The sequence below is a fragment of the Streptomyces sp. NPDC034043 genome, from assembly GCF_055575675.1.
Genome location: NZ_JBVISF010000017.1, coordinates 75,287 through 92,319, shown reverse-complemented (window position 1 = coordinate 92,319; position 17,033 = coordinate 75,287). Strand labels below are relative to the sequence as shown.

The 17,033-nt window shown below is 73.4% G+C and carries 17 protein-coding genes; 7 read left to right on the top strand and 10 right to left on the bottom strand.

The annotated features are described in order from the left end of the window. Positions 1–28 precede the first annotated feature (28 nt). Positions 29–739: an esterase/lipase family protein gene (locus ACZ51S_RS30335; RefSeq protein ID WP_468962580.1), complete on the top strand. Its 711-nt coding sequence runs from the start codon at positions 29–31 to the stop codon at positions 737–739. Between the two features lie 96 nt (positions 740–835). Here ACZ51S_RS30335 and ACZ51S_RS30330 read toward each other — a convergent pair whose 3' ends face one another. Genes ACZ51S_RS30330 through ACZ51S_RS30310 form a run of 5 tightly spaced genes read right to left on the bottom strand, consistent with a single transcriptional unit; the run spans position 836 to position 8,162 of the window. Continuing rightward, positions 836–1,819, bottom strand: coding sequence for an ABC transporter substrate-binding protein (locus tag ACZ51S_RS30330; protein ID WP_468475919.1), 984 nt, complete (start codon positions 1,817–1,819; stop codon positions 836–838). After that, positions 1,812–3,920: an ABC transporter permease subunit gene (locus ACZ51S_RS30325; RefSeq protein ID WP_468962562.1), complete on the bottom strand. Its 2,109-nt coding sequence runs from the start codon at positions 3,918–3,920 to the stop codon at positions 1,812–1,814. The genes ACZ51S_RS30330 and ACZ51S_RS30325 overlap by 8 nt, the downstream gene beginning before the upstream one ends. Before the next feature lie 52 nt (positions 3,921–3,972). Beyond that, the gene (locus tag ACZ51S_RS30320; protein WP_468475921.1) at positions 3,973–5,073 is read right to left on the bottom strand and encodes a quaternary amine ABC transporter ATP-binding protein; all 1,101 of its coding nucleotides are present in this window, start codon (positions 5,071–5,073) and stop codon (positions 3,973–3,975) included. Beyond that, on the bottom strand, positions 5,070–6,656 hold the full coding sequence (locus tag ACZ51S_RS30315) for a GMC family oxidoreductase (RefSeq protein WP_468802339.1): 1,587 nt from the start codon (positions 6,654–6,656) through the stop codon (positions 5,070–5,072). Before ACZ51S_RS30315 ends, ACZ51S_RS30320 begins: the two co-directional genes overlap by 4 nt. Before the next feature lie 21 nt (positions 6,657–6,677). Continuing rightward, the gene (locus ACZ51S_RS30310; RefSeq protein ID WP_468475922.1) at positions 6,678–8,162 is read right to left on the bottom strand and encodes an aldehyde dehydrogenase family protein; all 1,485 of its coding nucleotides are present in this window, start codon (positions 8,160–8,162) and stop codon (positions 6,678–6,680) included. A 238-nt stretch (positions 8,163–8,400) separates the two neighbouring features. Here ACZ51S_RS30310 and ACZ51S_RS30305 point away from each other — a divergent pair, with 238 nt between their 5' ends. Both ACZ51S_RS30305 and ACZ51S_RS30300 read left to right on the top strand, forming a co-directional pair. Further along, positions 8,401–9,090 (top strand): DUF6882 domain-containing protein, encoded by a 690-nt coding sequence (locus ACZ51S_RS30305; protein WP_468962560.1) that lies wholly within the window; start codon positions 8,401–8,403, stop codon positions 9,088–9,090. A 151-nt stretch (positions 9,091–9,241) separates the two neighbouring features. Next, on the top strand, positions 9,242–9,616 hold the full coding sequence (locus ACZ51S_RS30300) for a VOC family protein (protein ID WP_468475924.1): 375 nt from the start codon (positions 9,242–9,244) through the stop codon (positions 9,614–9,616). 89 nt (positions 9,617–9,705) lie between these two features. Here the strand turns inward: ACZ51S_RS30300 and ACZ51S_RS30295 are convergent, their stop codons facing one another. Continuing rightward, on the bottom strand, positions 9,706–10,314 hold the full coding sequence (locus ACZ51S_RS30295; RefSeq protein ID WP_468475925.1) for a DinB family protein: 609 nt from the start codon (positions 10,312–10,314) through the stop codon (positions 9,706–9,708). Positions 10,315–10,541: 227 nt separating this feature from the next. Between ACZ51S_RS30295 and ACZ51S_RS30290 the strand changes: the two genes are divergently transcribed. Continuing rightward, on the top strand, positions 10,542–11,414 hold the full coding sequence (locus tag ACZ51S_RS30290) for an isocitrate lyase/PEP mutase family protein (RefSeq protein ID WP_468475926.1): 873 nt from the start codon (positions 10,542–10,544) through the stop codon (positions 11,412–11,414). After that, positions 11,411–11,665: a hypothetical protein gene (locus tag ACZ51S_RS30285; protein ID WP_468475927.1), complete on the top strand. Its 255-nt coding sequence runs from the start codon at positions 11,411–11,413 to the stop codon at positions 11,663–11,665. Before ACZ51S_RS30290 ends, ACZ51S_RS30285 begins: the two co-directional genes overlap by 4 nt. Positions 11,666–11,746: 81 nt before the next feature. Here the strand turns inward: ACZ51S_RS30285 and ACZ51S_RS30280 are convergent, their stop codons facing one another. Continuing rightward, positions 11,747–12,718 carry a GlxA family transcriptional regulator gene (locus ACZ51S_RS30280; RefSeq protein WP_468475928.1) on the bottom strand — a complete coding sequence of 324 codons (972 nt, stop codon included), beginning with the start codon at positions 12,716–12,718 and terminating at the stop codon, positions 11,747–11,749. Between the two features lie 99 nt (positions 12,719–12,817). On the opposite strand from ACZ51S_RS30280, the gene ACZ51S_RS30275 reads away from it, so the two are divergent. Beyond that, positions 12,818–13,231, top strand: coding sequence for a hypothetical protein (locus tag ACZ51S_RS30275; protein WP_468475929.1), 414 nt, complete (start codon positions 12,818–12,820; stop codon positions 13,229–13,231). 78 nt (positions 13,232–13,309) lie between these two features. Continuing rightward, the gene (locus ACZ51S_RS30270) at positions 13,310–14,368 is read left to right on the top strand and encodes a HEAT repeat domain-containing protein (protein WP_468962558.1); all 1,059 of its coding nucleotides are present in this window, start codon (positions 13,310–13,312) and stop codon (positions 14,366–14,368) included. 73 nt (positions 14,369–14,441) lie between these two features. Here the strand turns inward: ACZ51S_RS30270 and ACZ51S_RS30265 are convergent, their stop codons facing one another. The 3 genes from ACZ51S_RS30265 to ACZ51S_RS30255 all read right to left on the bottom strand — a co-directional run bounded on the left by ACZ51S_RS30265 (position 14,442) and on the right by ACZ51S_RS30255 (position 17,001). After that, positions 14,442–14,825: a VOC family protein gene (locus ACZ51S_RS30265; protein WP_388941365.1), complete on the bottom strand. Its 384-nt coding sequence runs from the start codon at positions 14,823–14,825 to the stop codon at positions 14,442–14,444. A gap of 170 nt (positions 14,826–14,995) precedes the next feature. Continuing rightward, positions 14,996–16,318 (bottom strand): crotonyl-CoA carboxylase/reductase, encoded by a 1,323-nt coding sequence (ccrA, locus tag ACZ51S_RS30260; RefSeq protein WP_468475931.1) that lies wholly within the window; start codon positions 16,316–16,318, stop codon positions 14,996–14,998. 98 nt (positions 16,319–16,416) lie between these two features. Then, entirely contained in the window at positions 16,417–17,001 is a 585-nt protein-coding gene (locus ACZ51S_RS30255; protein ID WP_468475932.1) for an isochorismatase family protein, read from the bottom strand. Positions 17,002–17,033 lie beyond the last annotated feature (32 nt).

Genomic DNA, 17,033 nt, shown 5'->3' with positions numbered 1-17,033 from the left:
GGGACGCTACAAACGGCACGTGAACGTGATGATGCCCCGCTCCCTCACCGCCGTCCTGCTGGCCATGGCCGCCTTCGCGCCCCCGGCCGCAGCCGCTCCCGCGCCCTCTTCGCCGCCCGACCCGGTGGTCTTCGTACACGGCTGGAACAGCGACGGTTCGGCCTGGAACATCATGGCCGACCGGTTCCGGTCGGACGGCTGGCCGGCCGACCGCCTCCACCAGTGGACCTACCCGTCCTCACAGTCCAACACCACGACCGCCTCGCAGCTCGCCGACACCATCGACCGTGTCCTGGCCTCGACCGGGGCCGACAAGGTGGACGTCGTGACCCACTCCATGGGCTCCCTCTCCTCCCGGCACTACCTCAAGAGCCTCGGCGGCGACGCGAAGGTGGACGCCTGGGTCTCCCTCGCCGGCCCCAACCACGGGACGGAGACCGCCCGTTGGTGCGGCGGTCCCGCCTGCGTCGAGATGCGTCCGGGCTCCGCCTTCCTCCAGGCGCTCAACTCGGGCGACGAAACGCCCGGAGCCACCCGCTACGCCACCTGGTGGTCCTCCTGCGACGGGATCGTCTCACCCGTGACCTCCGTCGCCCTCACCGGCGCGGTGAACACGCAGACCCCCTGCCTGCGGCACCAGGTCCTCACCGACGACGCCGGGGTCTACCAGCAGGTCAAGGAGCACATCGGCGGCGCGGTGGCGCAGGTTCCCGCGGCGCCGGCGCCCCCGGTGCGCTGACCGGGGGCGCACGGCGGTCCGCCGTATGACCCCGGCGCGCGCGTACGGCCCCGCACACCCGGGTGTGCGGGGCCGTACGCGACGGCCTGCGGGAGGTCAGCCCAGCCACGGCCGCCAGACGGACTCGTTGCGCTCGACCCACTTCCGCGCCGCCTGCCGCGGGGAGAGCTTCTCCTCGGCGATCATCAGGGCCACCTCGTTCTGCTCGGCCGTGGTCCAGTGGAACCGCTTCAGGAAGGCGGCCGCCTCGCCCCCCGACCCGGCGAAGCGCGTGTTCAGGTACTTCTGCAGCGGGGTGTGCGGGTAGGCGCAGGCCACCTTCTCCGGTACGTCGGCGCACCCCTCGGTGTACTCGGGGAGCCGCACCTCGGTCATCGGGACCCGCTCGAAGAGCCACTGCGGCTTGTACCAGTACGTCAGGAAGGGCTTGCCCTCCTTGGCGAACTGTTTGATCTGGGTGATCTGGGCGGCCTCCGACCCGGCGAAGACGACCTCGAAGTCGAGGTCCAGGTTCTTCACCAGCGCCTTGTCGTTCGTGACGTAGGACGGCGAGCCGTCCATCAACTGCCCCTTGCCGCGGCTCTCGGGGGTGCGCAGCTGGTCGGCGTACTTGTCGAGGTTCTTCCAGTCGGTGACGTCCGGGTGGGCCTGTGCGAAGTACGTGGGGACGAACCAGCCGATGTGACCGGTCACCCCCAGGTCTCCGCCCCGGGTGATCGTCTTCTTGGTCTCGACGTACCGCTTCTCCTGCTCGGGGTGGCCCCAGTCCTCCAGGATCGCGTCGACCCGCCCCTGGCTGAGGGCGTCCCAGGCGGGGACCTCGTCGACCTGCACGGTGTCCACGCGGTAGCCCAGCTCGTGTTCGAGGAGATAGGCGGCCACGGCGGTGTTCGCCTGGGCGCCGACCCAGGACTGGACGGAGAGGGTGACGGTCTTCGCGTCCTGCGCGGCGGCGTACGGAGACACTTGCCGGGTCATGTCGGCGGCTCCGCAGCCGGTGAGCACGGCGAGTCCCGTGGCGGCGGCGAGCACGGCGCGGCCGCGGCGGCCGCGGCGGCGCCGGAAGGGTCGTTCACGCATCTCGGGCCTCCTTCGCGGGCTGGGTGACGCGGTCGAGCAGCAGGCCGAGGCACACGATCGCCGCGCCGGCCACCAGACCGGTGGCCAGGTCGCCCTGCGCCAGGCCGAGGACGACGTCGTAGCCGAGGGCGCCGCCGCCCACCAGGCCGCCGATGATGACGACGGACAGGACCAGGACCACGGCCTGGTTGACGGCAAGCAGCAGAGCCGGCCGTGCGAGCGGCAGTTGGACCTGCCACAGCCGCTGAGCGCGGGTCGCGCCCAGCGAGCGGGCGGATTCGAGCGCCGCCGGGTTCACCTCGCGAAGCCCCTGCGTGGTGATCCGGACGACCGCCGGCAGCGCGTACACGACGGCGGCGGCCGCGGCCGGTGCCCGCCCCACCCCGAACAGGGCGACCACGGGGATGAGGTAGACGAACTGCGGCAGTGTCTGGCAGACGTCGAGCACGGGACGCAGCAGCCGCCGCGCACGGGCACTGCCGGCGGCGCCCACCGCGATCGCGAAACCCACCACGAGGGTGACGGCGACCGCGGCGAGGACCTGGGACAGCGTGTCCAGGGAGGCCTCCCACACACCGAGTACGCCGACGCCGGCCAGGGCGAGGACGGCCGTCAGCGCGGAGCGCCGGGCGCCGACGAGGAGGGCGAGCGCTCCGGCGACGAGCAGCAGCAGCCACCAGGGCGCGGCCTGGAGGCCGGCGCGCAGCGGGTCGAGGACCCAGCCGGTGAACCGGGCGGCCCAGTCGGCGGTGCCCCCGACGACGGGCACCCCGGAGTAGAGGTGGGCGGTCATCCAGGCGACCGCCGCGTTCACGGGCTCGGCGATGGACACCGTCCAGGACGCCGGCCACAGCGACGTGCCCGCGATCCGGCCGGCCACGCCGACGGCCACCGCCGTGAGGACGGTGAGCAGCCATCCGTACCAGCCGTCGAACACCCTGAGCAGGAGCTGCCGCGCGCGGCCGGGGGGCGGGCCGTCGGCGCCGATCCGGCCGCCCGCCGCCTCGGCGGTGCGGTCGAGGATCACGGCGAGCAGCACGATGGGGATTCCGGCGGCCAGCGCGGCGCCGACGTCCACGGACGAGAGCGCCTGGTAGACCCGGTCACCGAGGCCGCCCGCGCCGATCACGGAGGCGATCACGGCCATCGACAGGCCGGTCATGACGGCCTGGTTGACGCCCAGCAGGAGCTGCCGGCGCGCGAGCGGAAGCCGGGCGGTGAGGAGCCGCTGGCGCCCGGTGGCGCCGAGCGAGACGGCGGCCTCCATCACCCCGGCGTCGGCGCCGCGCAGACCGAGCGCGGTGAGGCGCGCCATCGGCGGGGCGGCGTACGCCACCGTGGCCAGCACGGCGGCCGGTACGCCGATGCCGAACACCAGCACCATCGGCAGCAGATACGCGAACGCCGGGAGGATCTGCATGGTGTCGAGCAGGGGACGCAGGGCGCGGTCGGCGCGCGCGGAGAGCCCGGCGGCGAGTCCCAGCAGTCCGCCGACGGCGACGGCGGCGGCGACGGCCACCACCATCAGCGCGAGGGTCTGCATGGTCGGCACCCACATGCCGAGCAGCCCGCACGCTGCGAAGGCGCCGGCGCAGGTCAGAGCGAGCCGCAGGCCCGCCAGGCGCCAGGCCACCAGGGCGGCCAGCGCGGTGACGCCGGTCCAGCCCCCGGCGAGCAGCACGACGTAGACGGCCCGGACGCAGACGGTCACGGCATTGCTGATGTGCCCGAAGAAGTAGAGGAACAGGGGGTGGCTGTCCCGGTGGTCGATGATCCAGTCGCCGGCCCGGTCCAGCGGCCCCGACAGGTCCACGGTCAGCGCGGCGGGCCAGCTGCCGGAAGCCGGAAAGGCGACGGCGAGCGGGACCAGCACGGCGGCGGCCAGGGCCAGGGGCAGGAGCAGGGCGCGGCCCAGGGGGCGTCCCGACACGGACAGCCGGCGGCGCGGGCGGTCCGGCGCCCCGGCCCCGGCCGTTGCCGTGGCGCGCCCCGGCGCTGCGGGACGGCCGGCGGTGGCGCGCTCCGGGGCCCCGGAGCGGCCGGGCGACTGCGGGGCGCCCGGCCGGGACGGTTCGCGCGCGGGGGCGGTGGTCGCGGTCATCCGCACCACCCCCCGGTGCCGGGGGCGGGGACGGCGGGTCGGGCGGTGCCGGTCATGCCGCCGCCTTCCGTCCGGTGCCGGCCGGGATCCCGGCCACCACCGCGAGCAGCGCCGCCTCGTCGACCACGCCCAGGCACCGGCCGTGGTCGACGACCCGGACCGGGCCGCCGCTGCGGACGACGGCCTCGATGGCGTCGGCCACCGTGGTGGCGGGGGCCAGCGCGGGGCCCTGCCCGGCCGCGTCCCCGATCGCGGGGCGCATGGCGCTGCGTACGGTGAGCACCTGCTCGCGGGGGACGTCGCGGACGAAGTCCCGTACGTAGTCGTCGGCCGGCGAGCCGACGATCTCCTCGGGCGTGCCGAGCTGCACGATGCGGCCGTCCCGCATCAGCGCGATGCGGTCACCCAGGCGCAGGGCCTCGGCCAGGTCGTGGGTGATGAAGACCATGGTGCGGCCCTCCTCGTGGTGGAGCCGGGCGACCTCGTCCTGCATCTCGCGCCGGATGAGGGGATCGAGCGCGCTGAACGGCTCGTCGAACAGGAGCACCTCGGGGTCGGCGGCGAGGGCCCGGGCGAGCCCGACGCGCTGCTGCTGGCCGCCCGACAGCTGTCCGGGGCGTCGTTCCTCGAGTCCGGCGAGGCCGACCTTCTCGACCACCTCGGCGGCCTTCCCGCGGCGTTCGGCACGGCCGACGCCCTGGATCTCCAGGCCGTAGGCGACGTTGTCCAGGACACTGCGGTGCGGCAGCAGACCGAAGTGCTGGAAGACCATGGCGGCCCGGTGGCGGCGCAGTTCGCGCAGCCGGCCGGCGTCCATCGCGAGGACGTCCTCACCGTCGAGGGCGACGGCCCCGGCCGTGGGCTCGATCAGCCGGGTGAGGCACCGTACGAGGGTGGACTTGCCCGAACCGGACAGGCCCATGACCACGAAGACCTCGCCCTTGCGGACGTCGAAGGAGACGTCGCGGACGGCCGCCGTGCAGCCGGTGCGCTCGCGCAGTTCCGCCGCCGGCAGCCCGGCGTCGCCGGAACCGGGGACCTTCGCGGCCGCGCCCTTGGGGCCGAAGACCTTCCAGAGGCCCTCGACCGAGAAGACGGGGGCGTCGCCGGCGGAGCCGGCGGAAGCGTCGGGGCTGGTGTTCAGCGGGCTCACCGGGTACCGCCTTCCACGGCCAGCAGCTCGGCGGCCTTCTCGCCCACCATCAGCACCGCGATCATCGGGTTCACCGCGGTCATCGTCGGGAAGACGGACGCGTCCGCGATCCGGACGCCGTCGAGGCCGCGCACCCTGAGGTCGGGTCCCACGACGGCGGCGGGGTCCTCGGGGTCGCCCATCCTGCACGTACCCGCCGGGTGGTAGACGGTGTGGGCGACGGAGCGGGCGTAGGCGCTCAGCGCCTCGTCGTCGGTGATCCCCGGCCCGGGGCAGACCTCCCGCTTCAGCCAGCCGGCCAGCGGCTCGGTCGCCGCTATCTCGCGGGCGAGCTTGATGCCGTCCACGAGGGTACGGCCGTCGTAGTCCTCCTCGTCCGTGAAGTAACGGAAGTCCAGGGCGGGTTTGACCTCGGGGTCCGCGCTGGTGAGGTAGAGGCGGCCGCGGCTGCGGGGCTTGGGGATGTTGGGGGTCATCGACACCCCGTGCGCGGGCCGTTCGTAGCCGACGCGCTCCGGGTTGTCGGTGAAGGGCACCTGGTAGAAGTGGAACATCAGGTCGGGGCCCTCGGACCGGGGGTCGCGCCGCACGAACAGTCCGGCGTCGCTGTCCATCGCCGAGTTCTCCGGGATCGGGCCGTCGGTCTCCCAGACGATCACCGACTCGGGGTGGTCGAGCAGGTTCTCGCCCACTCCGGGCAGGTCGTGCACCGCGGGGATGCCGAGGGCCTCCAGATCGGCGCGGGGGCCTATGCCGGAGTGCAGCAGCAGGCGCGGGGTGTCGACGGCGCCCGCGCAGACCACCACCTCCCGGCGTGCGGTGATCAGCGACCGCGTGCCGTCCTGCGACCGGACGTGCACCCCGCGCACCCGGGTACCGTCGAGTTCGAGGCGGTACGCCCACGTCTCCAGGAGGATGCGGAGGTTGGGACGGTCGTCCATCACGGGGTGGAGGTAGGCCACGGAGGCGGAGGAGCGCTTGTTGTCCTCCGGGTGGTAGGCGAGGTCGAAGAAGCCGGCTCCCTCGTGGAACGGCTTGCGGTTGAACCCCTCGACGAGCGGGACGCCGAGGGCCGCTCTCGCGGAGTCGACGAAGTCGCGGGCGATGGCGTTGCGGTCCTTCTCGGCCACGGGGACGATGTTGTTGAGGAGCTTGTCGAAGTACGGCTCCATGGCGGCGGCGTGCCAGCCCTCGGCACCCTCCCGCGCCCACTCGTCCCAGTCCGACGGCAGCGGCTTGAAGGCGATGAGGGTGTTGTGCGACGAGCAGCCGCCGAGGACGCGGGCGCGGCTGTGCCGGATGTGGGAGTTGCCGCGCGGCTGCTCGGTGGTGGGGTAGTCGTAGTCGAGCTCGCCGCCCAGCAGGCCCATCCAGCGGCGCAGGGTGAGCACGTCGGGCCGGTCGACGTCGCTGGGACCGCCCTCGATCACGGCGACGGTGGTGCCGGGGTCCTCGCTCAGGCGGGACGCGATGACGGAGCCGGCGGTGCCGCCGCCGACGACGACGTAGTCGTACTCGTACTCGTACTCGTGGTCCCGGCCGGGCGCGGCGGCCGCGGTACCGGGGCGCGTGTTCCTGTCGATGGTGATGGGTCTCCTCCTCCTTCAGCCCGCGAACCAGCGCACGGGGCGCGGAGCGAGGTTCTGGTACACGTGCTTGGTCTCGCGGTACTCGGCCAGGCCCGCCGGGCCCAGCTCGCGGCCCGTGCCGGACTTCCCGAAGCCGCCCCACTCCGCCTGCGGCAGGTAGGGGTGGAAGTCGTTGATCCAGACGGTGCCGTGCCGCATCCGGCCCGCGACCCGGCGGGCCCGGCCCTGGTCGGCGGTCCACACCGCGCCGGCCAGTCCGTACTCGGTGTCGTTGGCGAGCGCGACGGCCTCGTCCTCCGTGTGGAAGGTCTCCACCGTCAGCACCGGCCCGAAGACCTCCTCCCGCACCACCCGCATCCCGCGGTGGCAGCCGTCCAGGACCGTCGGCCGGTAGAAGTAGCCGGGCCCGTCCGGGCGGGAGCCTCCGGAGCGCACCACCGCGCCCTCGGCGAGGGCGGAGTCCACGTACTCCTGGGTCCGCGCGAGCTGCGCCGCGGAGACCAGGGGCCCGCATTCGACGCCCGGGTCGGTGCCGCGGCCGAGGCGGATCCGGTCGGCGCGGCGGGCGAGTTCGGAGACGAAGCGCTGGGCGATCCGGTCCTCGACGATGAGCCGGGAGCCGGCGGAGCAGACCTGGCCGCTGTGCATGAAGGCGGCGTTGAGGGCCTGGTCGACGGCGGTGTCGAAGCCCTCCTCGGTGGCGCAGGCGTCGGCGAAGACCACGTTCGGGTTCTTGCCGCCGAGTTCGAGGGCGACCTTCTTCACGGAATCGGCCGCCGCGCGCATGACCTTCGTACCGCTGGCGAGGCCGCCCGTGAAGGACACGAGGTCGACATCGGGGTGGGCGGAGAGACGGGCGCCGACGGGGTCCCCGGCGCCCGTCACCAGATTGGCGACACCGGCAGGCAGGCCCGCCTCGGCGAGCAGGCGGATGAGCTCCACCGTGGACAGGGGGGTGATCTCGCTCGGCTTGAGGACGAAGGTGTTGCCCGCGGCGAGGGCCGGGGCGATCTTCCAGCTGGCCTGGAGCAGCGGATAGTTCCACGGGGTGATCAGCGCGCAGACACCGACCGGTTCGTGGACGACGACGCTGTGGATGTCGGGGGAGCCGGCGTCGACCACGCGCCCGGCGCTCTCGGCGGCGACCAGGTCCGCGAAGTACCGGAAGGCGTCGCTGACGCAGTCCACGTCCACGCGCCCCTCCTCCAGGGTCTTGCCCGCGTCCCGGCTCTCCACCAGCGCGATGCGCTCGCGGTCGCGCTGGAGCAGCTCGGCGGTGCGCCGCAGCAGGGCGGCACGCTCCGCGACCGGCGTCCCGGACCACTCGCCGCCGTCGAAAGCGGCCCGGGCGGCACTGACCGCGGCGTCGGCGTCCGCGGCACCGCCCTCGGCGGCGAGCGCCAGGACGCTCCCGTCCGCCGGGTCCAGGACCTCACGGGTGGCTCCCGAGAGGGCGGACCGCCAGGTCCCGGCGATGTGGATGGTTCTCGGCTCCGACACGACGCGCTGTACCTCCGCTTCCGGCACCACGGCTCGCCCGCGGTGCACGCTGCTTCGGCGCCCCTGCCCTGCCGCATGCCACACATGCCCCTTCCGTAACGGGAAGTGACGGGAGTCACGCCGCGTGACGCGCTCCGTGACGATGTCGCCTTCCGTGTGACGTGACGTGGGCCACCGCGTCCGCGCGGGACGACGGCACCGGCTGGTGGTGGGAGGGGCCGCCTCGTAGGGTCGGGACATGATCAGCGAGTTCAGTGACCCCTTCCTCCTCGAAGCCGAACGGCACGCCGCCTGGGGAGCGGCCCAGCTCGAAGCCCTGACGGGGTTCCTGCCCGATGGGCCGTGGACCGCCGACCTGCCGTCCTGCCTCTACCGGCAGGGCGGACGGGAGCTGCGCGTGGCCGTGCTGGGCACCTACGACATGGACGAGCGGTCCTGGATGTGGGGTTGGGCCAACCCCGGCCTGCGGGGGAGCGAGGTGGTCGCCCTCACCGCGGCGATCGAGCGGTACGGCAGGGCGCACGGCATACCCGAACTGACCGCGGAGGTCGTGGACCTGTCCGGATTCGAAGACCCCCGGCGCGCGGCCGAGATGCTCGCCTTCACCGGAATGGGAGTGACCGGTGCGCCCGGCTACATGGGGCTTTCGGCGGGACCGGGTACCCAGGTCTACTTCCTGCCCGACGACCCGCAGGTCCCGCGCGCCGGCCTGGAACCGGCCGGCCTGCCGCGGACGCTGCTCACCGGCGCCGGCCTCATCGGCCGCTCGGCCCCCCACGTGGTCGGCGGCTACTTCGACCACCACGGCGTGCCGCACCGTACGGAGGGCGACCGGATCCTCGCCGACCTGCCGGGCGGCGGCGCGGTCGGGGTCCGCTTCGACCCGCTCGGCCGGATCGCGGGCGTGGAGGTCAAGGTCCTCCCCTGAACGCCGGGCGACGCGGTGGCCGACGGGCGCGCACCCGGTCACCCCGCCGGGACCGCCTCCCGAACCGTCAGGCATGCCCGCCGCGGGGACGGGTACGACCCCTCACGGACAGACGGGCCGCGCAGGGCGGCCGGGTGAGAGGGTGTCGGAAGTGATTCGAAAGCTGCAGGCGATCGCGCTGGACTGCGCCGATCCGGTCCGGCTCGCGGAGTTCTACGCGGGTCTGCTCGGCGGCCGCGTGGTCCAGGAACCGGATGATCCCGACTGGGTCGAGGTGCACGGCTTCGAGGGAACGCCGCTGGCCTGCCAGCGGGTGGACGGCTACCGGCCGCCCGAATGGCCCGGCCAGCGGCACCCGCAGCAGATGCACCTGGACTTCGACGTCGACGACCTCGACGGGGAGGAGAAGCGGGCGCTGGCCCTCGGCGCGACCGTGCTGGAGCGGACGGACCAACTCCGCGCGGAGGCCAACTGGCGGGTCTACGCGGACCCGGCCGGCCACCCGTTCTGCCTCTGTCTCCACTGACCGCCGGCGACGGCGGGACGTTCTGACCCGTCGGCCCGCGAGGGCGGCGCCCCCTCCTCCGGGGCGCCGCCCTCGCGCGGCCCGCTCGTTCAGGCCGGTCCGGGCCGGCCCAGCTCGGCCTGAGCCTGCCGGGCGGAAGCCTCCAGCCTGTGCCAGTACCCCTCGTACCAGGCGTCGTCGCCGCCCGCCATGTTGCTGTTGGCCTCGCGCATGCCGACGTTGCCGTCGATCAGCTCGCGGACGATGTCGGCGTGGCCGGCGTGCCGGTGCGTCTCGGCCGTCACGTGCAGCATGATCCGCTGAAGCGTCACCCCGCCCGTCTCCCCCCACCACGCGACGTGGCCCATCGCGTCGAGCGGCAGCTCCTCAATCGTCGCGTCCGCGTGCGCCCAGGCGCGGTGGTAGAGGCCGAGGACGTCCTCGCGCGACTCGTCGGCCGTCGCCCACATGTCGGCGTTGGGCTCGGCGTCGTCCTCGTACCAGGGGAGGTGCTCGCCGTGCGGGCGGGCGAAGGTCGGACCGAAGTACCCGAGCTCGACGCTGGCGAGGTGCTTGACGAGACCGAGGAGATTGGTGCCGGTCCGTGTCAGAGGACGGCGGACGTCGTACTCGGAGAGACCGTCCAGCTTCCAGACGACGGCTTCGCGGGCCGACCTGAGGTAGCGGTGCAGGTCGTCCTTGGGGTCATTGGGCTTCATGGGACCGAGTCTCGCACCGCCCACCGACCGGGTCACAAGCCGTTTGCGCCGTCAGCAGCCGGGTCCCCAGTGACGTTTCTGTGGTGAACGCGATGGGCCATTGGGGTGAGTAAAGCCTTGGTATGTGTAGAGCAGCGAGATGGTCAGGAAATGATCAGTTTTGGGTAAAGCGGTGCCACCTCGGAGGCGCCCCCCAGCCCATTGCCTACCACCTCGAGGAGCTGACGATGAGTTACGGGGACAAGCTGCGCGCCCGGATCGCCGAACCGGGCACCACCCCCCTGATCGGCGTCTACGACATGTACTCCGCCTCGGTCACCGCCGACCACTACGACGGGATGTTCGTCTCCGGCTTCGGGTTCGCCGCCTCCCACTACGGCCTGCCCGACATCGGGTTCATCGCCTGGCCCGACATGATGGCCTTCGTCCAGCGGCTGCGCGGTGCCTTCCCCCAGCACCACCTGCTGGTCGACATCGACGACGGCTACACCGACGTCGAGGTCGCCTGCCACGTGGTGGAAGGGCTGGAACGCATCGGCGCCTCCGGGGTGATCCTGGAGGACCAGAAGCGTCCGCGCAGGTGCGGGCACGCGGACGGCAAGCAGGTCCTGCCGCTCACCGAGTACCTGGAGAAACTGCGGGCCGTCCTCGAGACCCGGAAGGACATGGTCGTCGTCGCCCGCACGGACGCCACCGAGGAGAGCGACATCCTCCACCGCGCCGAGGCCCTGGCCGCCACGGACGCCGATGTCGTCCTGGTCGACGGGGTACGCAGCGTCGAGTGGATCCGCAGGATCCGCGAGGTGGTCGGCTCCAAGCCGCTGCTGTTCAACCAGATCGCCGGCGGCAAGTCCCCGCGGCTCTCCCTCGGCGAGCTGACCGACCTCGGCATCGACGTGGCCATCTACAGCACCCCCTGCCTCTTCGCCGCGCACCAGGCGATGGACGCCGCGCTGACGCAACTGCGGCTCGCCGACGGGCGGCTGCCCGACGCGGGAGAATCCGCCGCGATCGGCGTTCCCGAATCCACGAGGCTCCTGGCCAAGAACATCAGCCGGCACCAGCCGGTACCGGCCGCACGCGAGAGCGCCCACGCGTGAACGGCGCACGCGTACGGGCCGCCGCCTACCTGGCCGTGACCATGGCCTGGGGCAGCACCACACCCGCCGTCGCCGGCGGCAGCCTGATCACCGTCATCGACAACTCCCACGCCGATTCCGTCGTCGAGGTCGACCGGGCCGCCAACATCCAGAGCGGAAGCGGCAGCGCCGGAAGTGACCAGGACGGCAGCGCCGTCGACGTCATCGGCGCCCTCCTCCCCCGGGCACGCTCCGGCGGGGACAACGCCTGAGGGCGGTCCGCAGCGGGCCCGGCGACAGCCCGCTGCGGACGCGCCCGGCGCGACGCTACGAGGCCGGGCGGAGCCCGCCGGTCAGGGGGAGGCGGGGCGCATCACGGCGCGGTAGGCGGAAGGGGTGATGCCGTAGTGCGCGGCGAAGGCCTTGCGCAGGGCTTCCGGCGTCCCCAGGCCGCAGCGCGCTGCCACGGAAGCGACCGGCAGGGTCGTCGAGGCGAGGAGCTGCGCGGCGGTCTCGACCCGGACCATGCGTACGTAGCGGCCCGGGGACCGGCCCAGGTGCTGGGTGAACAGCCGCGCGAGGTGCCGCGCCGTCATGCCCGCCCGCGCGGCGAGGGCCTCCGTACCGAGGTCGCCGGCGGGGTGGGCGGCGACGTACTCGACCAGCGCCCGGACCGTGTCGTCGCGCGGTGCCGGCGTCGCGGTGAAGAGGCTCATCTGCGCCTGGTTGCCCGGCCGTTGCAAGTAGACGACCAGATGGCGGGCCACCTGCCGGGCCAGCTCGGCGCCGTGGTCCTCCTCGATGAAGGCCAGGGTCAGGTCCAGCGCGCTGGTGATGCCGGCCGCCGTGTACACGTTCCCGTCCCGGATCCACAGCGGCGCCGGGTCGACCGAGACCTCCGGGTGCAGGGCGGCCAGGTGGGGCGCGAACCGCCAGTGCGTGGTGGCCCGCCTGCCCGCCAGGATCCCGGCGGCCGCCAGGATGCCCGCACCCGTGCACACCGACGCCACCCGGCGGCACTCCCGGGCCAGCCTCCTGACGTGGCCCACGAGCCGGGGATCGGCGGCGGCTCGCTCGACCCCCGTGCCACCGGAGACGATCAGCGTGTCGAGCGGCCCCTTCGTACGCTCCAGCGCGGCGTCGCTGCCGAGCGCGAGACCGGTACCGCACCGGACGGGGCCACCGCCCGGGGCGACCACCCGTACCGCGTAGGGCGTCTCCGGAGCACCGAGTTCGTTGGCCATCGCCAGCCCGGTCGTCACGCACGCGATGTCCAGCAGCTCGGCCGCCTCGTACGCGACCACGACGACCGCACGTTCCCCCATGGGCGCGACCTTATGCCAGACGGACGCGCACCCCAACAGAACGGACCCGACGGCTCCCGCGCGCCCCCTGATCCGGTGCCGGCCGGGAGAGTGGGTGCCATGACGCTCAGTTCTCTCGCACACCGATGGCCCACCGTGCTGGCGCTCGCCCTGGTGGTGGTCACCTTCGTGGACGGTCTCCCGCCGACCGGCTTCCTGGCGGCGCTCCTGGTGGTCATGCCCCTGTGCTACCTGGCGTTCGGCGCGGCCCGTCACGAGTTCCGCGGCCGCCGGACACTGGGCATCCAGCTGGCCGGCCTGGCGGGCTTCGGCGCCCTGGCCCTCGCGGTCCTGGCCGTCGGCGACCGGTACGCCCTGTGGGTCCTGGCCGGCGGCTGGTTCGCGCACGCGGCCTGGGACCTCGCCCACCACCGCTCGGGGGCCGTGGTACCACGGGCCTGGTCGGAGTGGTGCGGTGTCGTCGACGCGGCGGGCGCGACGGCGATCGTGGTGCTGGCACTGGCAGCCCCGTGACGGCCTGCCGCCCTCACGACCGGCGGTCGTACGGCAGACCTACACTGAGCCGCGGGGACGGCAGGGGGGAGCACGATCGTGGGCGCCGACGAGCCGCTGCCGCTGCGCGAGGCCGTCGATTCGGGCTCACCGGCGCTGGTCGAGGAGCTCCTGGGCCCCGGTGTCCTCGGTCGGTACGGCCGCTCGGAACTCCTGGAGATGCGCGATCGCGCGCGCCACTGGTACGAGGCGGGCGCCGAGAGCGAGCTGCGGCGCCGTACGGGTTCCCGGGACGCCGTCGTCCGTACCCGGGTCCAGGACGACGAGTACCACGGGGTCGACGAGCTCACCCTCGGCGGGATGACCGTACGGGACGGACACGCGGCGATACTCACGAAGCTGGAGGAACTGCTCGGTGCCCGCACGCCGTTCGAGGAGCTGATGCGGCGCGCGTTGCTCCACGGCCGGGACCACAGCGCATGGGGCACGGCCACCATCCTGCTGGCCCACCGGCGCGACCGGGAGACCTGGACGGCGGCGGAGGCCCTGAGCACGCGCCCGGACCCCGCCCACCGGCTGTTCGGCGCCGAGGTGCTCCGGCTGACCCGTCTCTTCGACGAGAGCGACGAGGACGCGTTCGCGGGCCCCTCTCTGGACGTCCTCACCGATTGGCCGGCCCGGGAGACGGACACGGCCGTGCTCACCGAGGTGCTCAAGGCGCTCGGGGCGCACAGCGACCCGCGGGCCGACGCCGTCCTCCTCGCCCACGCCGGCCATCGCGATGCCGGCGTACGGGGCGAGGTGGCGAACGGGTTCGGAACCTGGACCGAGCCGCCCGGCTTCTCCGACGAAGTCCGTGAGGCACTGCTGGTGCTGATGACGGACCCGGACGCTCGGGTACGCCAGGGCGCCTGCCTCACGGCCGGCCGGGACGGGGGCCGCGATCCCGTCCTGGCCGATGCCATGGCTGCTCGGCTGGACGACGCGGACCGCCGGGTCCAGGTCGCCGCCGTGTACGGCCTGGCCCGGCACGAGGACGAACGGTGCGTGGCGGCGGCCCGCCGCCTGGGCCCGCCGCGGCCCGGCCCCGACGCCCTCGACGAGGAGTACTCCCTCGACGAGGCCCGCCGCTACGCGCGGCGCCGCGACGGCCGATGACGCTCCCGCGGCGCGCGGCGCGGGGGCGTCCCGGCTGTCGCCGCCGGTCACGCGTAGCGGCGGCCCGTGGGGATCAGGACGGCTCCGCGCCCCGGTCGGATTCACCGCGCAGGACGCAGAACTCGTTGCCTTCGGGGTCCGCGAGGACGGCCCACCCCGAGCCGTCGGGGTTGCGGAGGTCGTCGACCAGGGTCGCGCCCAGACCCAGCAGCCGTTCGACCTCCTCCTCCCGCGAGGTCTCCGGACGCAGGCACAGGTGGAGCCTGTTCTTGGCCCTCTTCGGCTCGGGCACCTGGTTGAAGTACAGCACCGGCCCTGCCGGCAGCATCACCTGCGTCTCCCCGTCTCCCGGCTTGTCCTCGGGATGCAACGGGTGGCCGGTCACCCCGCTCCAGAACCGGGCCAGCTCATAGGCATCCGCACAGTCGATCGCCACGTTCTGCACTACCGAAACCATGACGATGATCATGCCTGAGCCGCCTCCGGCCGGCCACCGGCGTGCCCCGCGGCACCCGGATCCGACGACGAGGGCGCGCGGCTCAGGGCGGGCCGGCGCCCTCGCCGCCGGAGGCGGCCAGGACGGCGCGGCGCCCCGGGGCCCGACAGCCCCGCACGCGCCGCGCGGCATCAGCTCCGGAACAGCTGGAACCGCTCCTCGCCCACGCGGGCGCGCGCCCGCGCGTCGGTCACGCCGAGTCCGGGCCGGGGCGCGATGCCGAGCACACCGACCTTGCCGAGGTGCTCGTTCACCTGCACGCTGCGCGCCGCCTCCCCGGCGTCGTCCAGGGCGTAGGTGGCGGACAGCGCCGGGAGGACCTTGCCCATCCCGATGAGCCGGTTGGTCTCCCACTGCTCGTCCAGGTTGGCGCCGTGACTGCCGATGATGTTCTTCAGCTTCATCCACAGGTAGCGGTTGTCGTACTGGTGGTCGTAGCCGGTGCTGGACCCGCAGGTGACCACGGTGCCGCCGCGGCGCGCCAGGAAGACGGAGGCGGCGAAGGTCGCCTTGCCGACGTGCTCGAAGACGATGTGCGGATCCTCGCCGACCGCGTCGCGGATCGCCTTGCCCAGTTTCTTCCACCCCTCGGGCCGCTGGAGCATCGTGCGGTCGCCCCGCTCGATCGCGGAGCGGTCGATGACCGCCTCGCAGCCGAGCTTGCGCAGGACCTCCGCCTTCTCCGCCGAGCTGACGACACCGACGGGGATGCCGCCGCCGTTGCGCACCAACTGCACGGCGTACGCGCCCAGTCCGCCGGTCGCGCCCCAGATCAGGACCACGTCGCCCTGCTTCATGCGGGCACCGCGGTCGCTGACGAGCATCCGGTACGCCGTGCCCGCGCACAGCGGGTTGGAGGCGGCCTCCTCCCAGGTGAGCAGGGCGGGCTTGGGGAGCAGCTGGCTGGCCCGTACGACGGTGTACTCCGCCAGACCCCCGAAGTTGGTCTCGAACCCCCAGGCGCGCTGGTCCTCGCCGAGCATGCCGTCGCGGTGGGTGGCCGGGTCCTGCTCGTCGACGTAGGCCGTGCCGATGACGACGTGGTCGCCCGCGTTCCAGCGGCGCACGGCCGAGCCGGTGCGCACCACCACGCCCGAGGCGTCGGAACCGAGGACGTGGTACGGCAGGTCGTGGCGCGCGTCCCAGCCGCCGCGCCGGCCCATCTGCTCCAGGAAACGGAAGGTGGGGACCGGTTCGAAGGTGGCCGACCACACGGTGTTGAAGTTGATGGCGCCGGCCATCACCGCGACCAGCACCTCGTCGGGCGCGAGTTCGGGCAGGGGGACCTCTTCGACGTGCATCGACTTGCGCACGTCCTTGTCCGTGACGCCGTCGAACATCCCGGTCTGGTCCTTGTGGATCGTCACCGCCTTCATGTGGCTGGGCAGCGGCAGGTTCAGCAGCTCTTCACCGCCGCGTCCTGCGATGACGGCGTCTGCGAGGGGCGTACTCATGGGGATCTCCATCGGGTGTGGGGAGGGTTCGGGAGTGCCGGGGGTCTGCGCCGGCCCCGCGGCGTGCCGCACGGGGCGGCCGGCGGGCGCGGACCGCCTCAGCGCTGTGCGGCCTTCAGCGCCGCGAGCACGGCGTCGGTCGAGTCGACGCGGGCGATCATCGGCAGGATCTTCTTGGTCGCGAACTCCTGGTGCTCGGCGGAGAACGTGCTGGTCGCGTCCTCGGCGACGATCACGTGGTAGCCGTGCTCGTAGGCGAACCGGGCGGTGGACTCGACGGCGAGGTTGGTGGCGACACCGGTGAGGACGAGCTCGTCGATGCCGCGGCGGCGCATCTGGATGTCCAGTTCGGTGCCGGTGAAGGCGCCCCACTGGCGCTTGGTGATGAGCAGGTCGTCGGGGTGCGCCGCGAGCTCGGGCGAGAGCCGCGAGAACTCGGGGTGCAGGGCCGGCGGGTTGTGCGGCACGTCGGCGCGCGGCTGGAGGGCGGCGCCGCCGTCGGGCCCGTGGGCGACGTTGACCAGGACGACGGGCATGCGGGCCGCGCGGAAGGCGTGGGCCAGGCGGGCACTGTTGCCGACGACCTGGGCGGCCGGGTGGGGCTGCAGCGGGAGTCCGAGGACGCCCTGCTGCACGTCGAGCACGACGAGGGCTGCCTTGGGGCTGAGTTCCACGACGGGCATGGTGGTTCCTTTCCGATGGATGCGAGAGGCGG

Bases quoted from the DNA above. Each gene is read 5' to 3' on its own strand.
- ACZ51S_RS30290 (WP_468475926.1), top strand. From the start codon at position 10,542: ATGAGTTACGGGGACAAGCTGCGCGCCCGGATCGCCGAACCGGGCACC.
- ACZ51S_RS30275 (WP_468475929.1), top strand. From the start codon at position 12,818: ATGACGCTCAGTTCTCTCGCACACCGATGGCCCACCGTGCTGGCGCTC.
- ACZ51S_RS30325 (WP_468962562.1), bottom strand. From the start codon at position 3,920: ATGACCGCGACCACCGCCCCCGCGCGCGAACCGTCCCGGCCGGGCGCC.
- ACZ51S_RS30255 (WP_468475932.1), bottom strand. From the start codon at position 17,001: ATGCCCGTCGTGGAACTCAGCCCCAAGGCAGCCCTCGTCGTGCTCGAC.
- ACZ51S_RS30335 (WP_468962580.1), top strand. From the start codon at position 29: ATGATGCCCCGCTCCCTCACCGCCGTCCTGCTGGCCATGGCCGCCTTC.
- ACZ51S_RS30330 (WP_468475919.1), bottom strand. From the start codon at position 1,819: ATGCGTGAACGACCCTTCCGGCGCCGCCGCGGCCGCCGCGGCCGCGCC.
- ACZ51S_RS30295 (WP_468475925.1), bottom strand. From the start codon at position 10,314: ATGAAGCCCAATGACCCCAAGGACGACCTGCACCGCTACCTCAGGTCG.
- ACZ51S_RS30280 (WP_468475928.1), bottom strand. From the start codon at position 12,718: ATGGGGGAACGTGCGGTCGTCGTGGTCGCGTACGAGGCGGCCGAGCTG.
- ACZ51S_RS30305 (WP_468962560.1), top strand. From the start codon at position 8,401: ATGATCAGCGAGTTCAGTGACCCCTTCCTCCTCGAAGCCGAACGGCAC.
- ACZ51S_RS30265 (WP_388941365.1), bottom strand. From the start codon at position 14,825: ATGGTTTCGGTAGTGCAGAACGTGGCGATCGACTGTGCGGATGCCTAT.
- ccrA (WP_468475931.1), bottom strand. From the start codon at position 16,318: ATGAGTACGCCCCTCGCAGACGCCGTCATCGCAGGACGCGGCGGTGAA.